This window comes from Actinomadura sp. BRA 177, from assembly GCF_013372625.1.
In the GTDB taxonomy this organism is placed as follows: Bacteria; Actinomycetota; Actinomycetes; order Streptosporangiales; family Streptosporangiaceae; genus Spirillospora.
Window position 1 is genome coordinate 1 of record NZ_JABXFD010000726.1, and the last position, 5,880, is coordinate 5,880.

The 5,880-nt window shown below is 70.6% G+C and carries 5 protein-coding genes, 1 tRNA gene and 1 pseudogene; 3 read left to right on the top strand and 4 right to left on the bottom strand.

Going from position 1 to position 5,880, the window contains the following annotated elements:
- Positions 1 to 893 (top strand): annotated as a pseudogene (locus tag HUX53_RS39370) (hypothetical protein); the annotation flags it as partial.
- Positions 894 to 910: 17 nt separating this feature from the next.
- Positions 911 to 1,402 (top strand): hypothetical protein, encoded by a 492-nt coding sequence (locus tag HUX53_RS39375; RefSeq protein WP_176408355.1) that lies wholly within the window; start codon positions 911 to 913, stop codon positions 1,400 to 1,402.
- Here HUX53_RS39375 and HUX53_RS39380 read toward each other — a convergent pair.
- Positions 1,399 to 1,671 carry a YtxH domain-containing protein gene (locus HUX53_RS39380; protein ID WP_176408356.1) on the bottom strand — a complete coding sequence of 91 codons (273 nt, stop codon included), beginning with the start codon at positions 1,669 to 1,671 and terminating at the stop codon, positions 1,399 to 1,401. The two genes, HUX53_RS39375 and HUX53_RS39380, sit on opposite strands and share 4 nt — an antisense overlap.
- A 143-nt stretch (positions 1,672 to 1,814) precedes the next feature.
- Here HUX53_RS39380 and HUX53_RS39385 point away from each other — a divergent pair.
- Positions 1,815 to 1,887, top strand: a tRNA-Asn gene (locus HUX53_RS39385).
- A gap of 97 nt (positions 1,888 to 1,984) precedes the next feature.
- Here HUX53_RS39385 and HUX53_RS42865 read toward each other — a convergent pair.
- The 3 genes from HUX53_RS42865 to HUX53_RS39400 all read right to left on the bottom strand — a co-directional run bounded on the left by HUX53_RS42865 (position 1,985) and on the right by HUX53_RS39400 (position 5,778).
- Positions 1,985 to 3,172, bottom strand: a complete 1,188-nt coding sequence (locus tag HUX53_RS42865) for a site-specific integrase (protein WP_176408357.1) — start codon at positions 3,170 to 3,172, stop codon at positions 1,985 to 1,987.
- A gap of 450 nt (positions 3,173 to 3,622) precedes the next feature.
- Positions 3,623 to 4,819 (bottom strand): DUF3631 domain-containing protein, encoded by a 1,197-nt coding sequence (locus HUX53_RS39395; RefSeq protein ID WP_176408358.1) that lies wholly within the window; start codon positions 4,817 to 4,819, stop codon positions 3,623 to 3,625.
- Complete coding sequence (locus HUX53_RS39400) at positions 4,816 to 5,778, bottom strand: bifunctional DNA primase/polymerase (RefSeq protein WP_176408359.1); 963 nt, start codon at positions 5,776 to 5,778, stop codon at positions 4,816 to 4,818. Before HUX53_RS39400 ends, HUX53_RS39395 begins: the two co-directional genes overlap by 4 nt.
- Positions 5,779 to 5,880 lie beyond the last annotated feature (102 nt).

Consider the following 5,880-nt stretch of genomic DNA (forward strand, 5'->3'; position numbering starts at 1 on the left):
GGTTCGGGCTGTTCCACGTCCTGCAGGCGGGCGCGCGCGCGGAGCGCCGCATGATCCCGGCCAAGGGGCTGACGGGTCCCGGCTATGACGGGCACACGTTCTGGGGCACCGAGACGGTCGTGAGGCCCCTGCTGACGTACACCTCCCCCGCCGCGGCGACCTACGCGCCCGCCCAGCGGCCCCACACCCTCCCCACCGGCGAGGACTACGACCGCTACGTCCGCCTCGTCGCCCTCATGCGCGAAGCCGGCTACCAGCCCGGCTACCTCCGCGAAGCCCACCCGTTCGCCGTCGAGGACCCCCTCGTCAACGCCGTCTACCTCGCCTCCACCCACGCCCTCGCCGACATCGCCGAGATCATCGGCGCCGACCCGGCCCCCCACCGCGAACGCGCCGCCCGCGTCCACCGCGCCGTCCTCGACCGCCTCTGGGACCCCGAGACCGGCTGCTTCCGCGCCCGCGACCTGCGCGACGACCGGCTCCTGCCCGTCATCACCGTCGGCTCCTTCGGCCCCCTCCTCGACCCCGAACTGCCCGCCCCCATCGTCCGCAACCTCGTCGACCTCCTCCTGTCCGCCCGCTTCGCCGGCGCCGCCGGCTACCCCGTCCCCACCTGCGACATCCAGGCCCCCGCCTTCGACCGCGCCGGCTACTGGCGCGGCCCCACCTGGATCAGCACCAACTGGCTCGTCTGGTACGGCGCCCTCGGCCACGGCCTCCCCGTCGTCGCCGACCTCCTCTACGGCGCCACCATGCGGCTCGTCCGCCAGTCCGGCTTCCGCGAGTTCTTCGACCCCTTCGACGGCACCGGCCGCGGCAGCCACGACTACGCCTGGTCCGCCGCCCTCGTCCTCGACCTCCTCGGGGCCCGCCGCGCCCCCCAGGCCGCCTGATCGCCTACCTTGAGTACATGCGCCTGCTCAGGGGCTCCCTGCCCGCCGCCGTCCGCGCCGCCCTCACCCTCGAACGCGGCGAACGCGTCCTCGCGTCGGCCCCCACCCGAGGCGGCTCCCACGTCATCGCCACCACAACGGCCCTGCACGTCCCAACCCCCTCCGGCGGCTTCACCCGCATCCCCTGGGAACGCGTCGACCACGCCACCTGGAAGGACGGCTGGCTCCACGTCCACGAAACCTCCGCCGGCCCCGAACACCACGTCCGGCTCACCGAACCCGGCTCCGTCCCCGAAACCGTCCGCGAACGCGTCACCGCCACCGTCGCCGTCAGCCACCAGGTCCAACTCCCCGGCGGCAAAGTGCGCATCGCCGCCCGCCGCCCCGCCACCGGCGGCGACGTGCGCTGGACCTTCGTCTTCGACGCAGGGCTGGACCCATCCGACCCGGGCCTGCGAGCCCAGGCCGAACAGGCCCTGGAGGAACTGCGCCGCCAGACCGGCCTCTAGCCGGGATACACCTCCGGCTGCTCCTTGCCGGCCTTACGCCCCGGCACCTGCTCCGGCACCCGATCCTTCAGATCGTTCGCCTTGCCTCTCGCCGCACCGGCGAACTCCTCGCCCTTCGACCGCAGCATCCCCGCGGCCTCCTGCACGTTCGGGTTCTCCGAAACCTGCTGCGACAGCCGCTTGATCTGCTCGTACCGCTCACGCCCGGCCTTCGTCCCCAGGACGTAACCGATCGCGGCGCCTGCCATGAACATCATGCGCGTCTTCATGTCCAACTCCCACTGACGGCGGAATCGTGACACCCTCCATACCCGCCAGCGACGCCCCCACCCCTAACCGTGCGCGAACAACCCCCCACATGCGCTAACCTAGGACCCGCCGACAGGGGCCAACGCCCCTGCCGCACACACGATCCCGCGTAGCTCAATCGGCAGAGCAGCCGGCTGTTAACCGGCAGGTTATTGGTTCGAGTCCAATCGCGGGAGCAGAGACAACGCCCCAGACATGCAGGTCAGGCCCGTTCCCAGCACTGGGAACGGGCCTGACTGCTGTAGCGAGTACCGAAGCGAGTACCAGCCGGGTCTAGGCGGGGTCCGGGAAGATCAGGTCCATGGCCTGTGCACCGTCCTGGATCACGGGCCGGATCTGCTGCCGGTAGATCTTCTCCGTGACCTGCGTCCCGCTGTGTCCGACCAACAGGGCGATCTGGTCCAGCGGCATCCCGTTGTCCGACAGCAGCGACACGAAGCTGTGCCGTAGCTCGCGGGGCGTCCAGTCACTCGGTTCCAGCCCTGCCGGTGCGAGTACCTCACGACGGAACGCCCGAAGCACGGCCATCGCACCCCGGACGGCGCCGGCCTCACCGGGGAAGAGCAACGACACCGAAGCGGGCGGCTCCGAGTGACTCGCCCAGAGGTCCCGCAAGGCCACCACGCACCGCCGAGGGAGTTTGAGCGTACGACGGGACTTCTTGGTCTTGGTGTCGCCGGTCGCTCGCACGGAGCGCCATACGTAGACGGCGAACTCCTCGTGATCCCACCCGGCTTCATGTACGGGACGCCATTGACCGCGGCTCTTGTCGTAGGCGACGACATGTGACCACGTCAGCTTCCGGAGTTCCTCCGTTCGCGCGCCGGTCAGCAGAGCCAGAATGACGTACTGCCGCATGTCCGACCGTGCACGTTCGGCCGCCGCGAGGACTTGCATCGCTTGGGCGAAGTTGAGCGCCTTGGACGGCCGTCCGGTGCGCTTTCCCGCCGGTACCTGGCAGAGCATGACGACGTTTCGAGTCACGCGCTCGTCACGCCGCATCACTCGATCAATGGAGCGCTTGAGCACCGAACGGACCTCGCGGAGTGACTTTGTGGCGAGTACCTCGGCGCGGTCTTCCAACCAGCGTTCGCAGTCGTCGGCGGTCAGTTCCCGCACGGTCAGGTGCCCCAATTGCGGGATGACGTGGTGTTCGGCGAGGCTGCGAGCGTTCGTGACGGTCGCTTCATCCCTCCCCATGAGCCCGTACCGCAGGAATCCGGCGACCGCTTCGGCAATCGTGACGTCCGCGGTTGCCTTCGGCGCCTGCTTCTCTTCCCGTCGCTTCAAGCTCTGCTTGAGCTTGTTGAGCGCTTCCGTCTGTGTCTTGCCTCTACCGCGGACGATGATCCGGCGGCCGTCGGGTCGATAGCCGACGACCTTGGACGCTACCCACCTTTCACGGGCAGCGTCCCAGCTAAGCCCACCTTCACCGGGAGAGCGTCGCTTCTTAGGGCTCACGCGGTCTCGGCCTCGCTTTCCAGTAGCTCGATGTATTCGATAATCGCGCTGGCGGGCACCAGGCGAACGCTGTGCTCGATTACGGTCCTGATGCGCCCCGCCCGAACCAATTCGTAGATTCGGCTTCGGCTGAACGGGAGGATGCTCGGCAGTTCGGAAATCTTGTATAGGGGTTTGAGGGCGTAAACCTCAGCCGGAGCGGGCTGCCTCGTAGCCATCTCGCGGTCCGTCCTTCGGCTTTCGGTGAGCGGTTTGGCAGGGTGGTCCGGCGGCGGGCTTGGTGGCTTGTGCGCCGGGCCGGTGTGGCGACGGGTCGAGGGGTGGCGGTAACAGCCGTACCAGCCTTGTTTTTGCTGGTCAGGGCCGGTACGGCTTGACGGGTGGTACGGCTTGGGGCGTACCGCGGCGGTGGGCGTTGGTACGGCTTGAGCCGTACCGGGCGTGCAAGCCTCATAGGGGCTGACCTGCGGCGTTAAGGCTGGTACGAGTGGTACGCGTACCGCTGGGCAGGGGCAGGACGGTCGCTTGGACGGCGGGTCGGTCGAGGGTGTCGCCGGCGGGGCAGTAGCGTCCCCACGCGTCGAGGAAGTCGACGCGCTGATAGCCCTTGGCCTGCCCGGTAGGGAATCGGATGGTGCTGGATCGGATCTCGTATTCGCGAAGCAGGACGCCGAGTTTCATCGCGGTCAGCCCGGACGGACCGTAGTCGCCCCAGGGTGCTTCCGGGTCGGCCTTGAGGCGGTCGAGTAGGACGGCGGTGGGTAGAGCGTTGTCGGTGCCGAACGCGGTGCGGCAGTCGGTGAGCAACCGGAGCCGGGTGGACATCTGGTCGTTGTCGTCGGCGTCGGCGGTGAGGGCGAGGACGGCGGCGCGGGCGCGGTCGGGCCAGTGGGCGCCGGCGTAGTCGGCGACGGCCACCAGGGGTTCCCAGGTGTCGGCGGCGCGGTCTTCGACGGGCATGGGCGGTTCGGCCGCCTCCAGGGTGGCGAGGTCGGCGCGTAGCCACGCGGCGAGGTCGGCGGCCAGCTGGCGGAGTGGCGGGCGGTCGCGGCGGTGCCGGAACGGGGCGACCGTTTCGCCAGGACCGCGGCGCCGCATCCGGATGACGACGGCGCGGTCTTCGATGGTGTCGGGCATGGCGCCGATGCCGGCGAGCGCGGCCATGGCGAAGGTGGGGATGGATTCCACGCGGTTGGCGTTGGCGTCGTAGCGCTTGGCGGGGCGGTTGCGCTGGTGTCCGGCGTTGAGCAGCCCGCGCAAGTCCTCGTTGCCTTCGGCTTTGGGTCCGAAGATGGTGTCGGCTTCGTCAACGAGCAGGGTGGGCGGGTCGTCGGTGATGGACCGGTAGACCGCGGCCGGACTGCTGTTGACGGTGATGAACGGGGCGTGGCACGTGGCCTCGACCACGTCCAGCAGCCGGGACTTCCCGCACCGCTTTTCCGGCGCCCGGATGACGAGGCGGGGCGCGTGCGGCCATGCGGGTTGCGCGTGTGTGGCGGCGATCCACAGCGTGACGGCGTCGGCGGCCTGTGGGGTCGGCAGGATCACGTAGCGGGTGAGCGCTGCCCGTAGTCCGTCCAGCAGGGCGGCGCCGTTGGTCGGCGGCCGGTCGCCGAGGTCGGCGGGTTGCTCGGTGGGTGTGGTCATGCGGGGTTCCCCCTGGTGATGGTGCGCGGGTGGCGGGCGCCGGCGGCGAGTGCGGATCGGATGGTGGCGCGTGCTTCGGCGGGGGTGACGTGGGCGCGGGTGGGGCCGAAGTGGACGGCGGCGGCTTCGAACAGCACGCTCGCGGCGGTGTCGGGGTCGAGGGCGCCGGCGCCGGTCAGGCGTCCGAGGTTGTAGGCGGCTTTGTTCAAGGCGTGGTTGCGGCCACCGGTCACCGCGTCGGCGACGCGCGCCGCTTCTCCCTTGAGTGCCGCTTGGACGTAGGCGGGCAGGTTCGCCACCGTTCCGGCAACCGAGTCGGCACTCAAGACGGAAGGCGGGCGCGGGGCGGAGGTGAGCAGTCGGGCCAGCCATGCCGGTAGCTCGGCGGGCGGCGCGTCGTTGACGATGCGGTAGGGGCCGGTCCCGTCCGGCAGGTCCACGAAGCTGCCAGGGGCGACCACGTAGCCACCGTTCGCGCGGGTGTCGATAAGCCATCCCAGGCCGGTGGCGTGCCGTCCGGAGGTGTTGCGCAGCAGGGCGCCGGGCGGGGGCGTGAAGTACAGGTGCATCCCGCCGCGGCGGGTAGTCACGGTGAAGGTGTCCAGCGGGAACGCCTCGCCGTGCCGCTCGGCGAGGACGGCGAGCACGTCGGCGCCCTCGTTGACGCCCGGCATGTCCCACGCGGCGGGCGGGCGCTCGCCGGGCTTGGGCGTGTCGAGGTCGACCACCACCAGCCCGGAGGGGCCGCACGCGACCGCGGCGTTGAACGCCGGGCCGCGCTCCCAGAACGCGCGGATCCGGGCCGGGTCGGTGGTGGCGTGCGTCTCCCAGTCGGTGAACCGGGCAAGGGGTCGCTTGTCGCGCGGGCGGAGCGGGAACACGTGCCAGCCGCGCGCCGCGCACGCCAGCGCGGCGGCGGCCACCTCGGCGGCGAGGACGCCGGAACGGGCGGCGGTCATGCTGCGCTCCCCTCGGCGAGCGTCGGCAGGGCGAACAGGTCGAGTTGCGGCGTGGCCGGACGGTCGGTGCACGTCCGGGTGTGCGGGGTGTGGGGGCGGGTG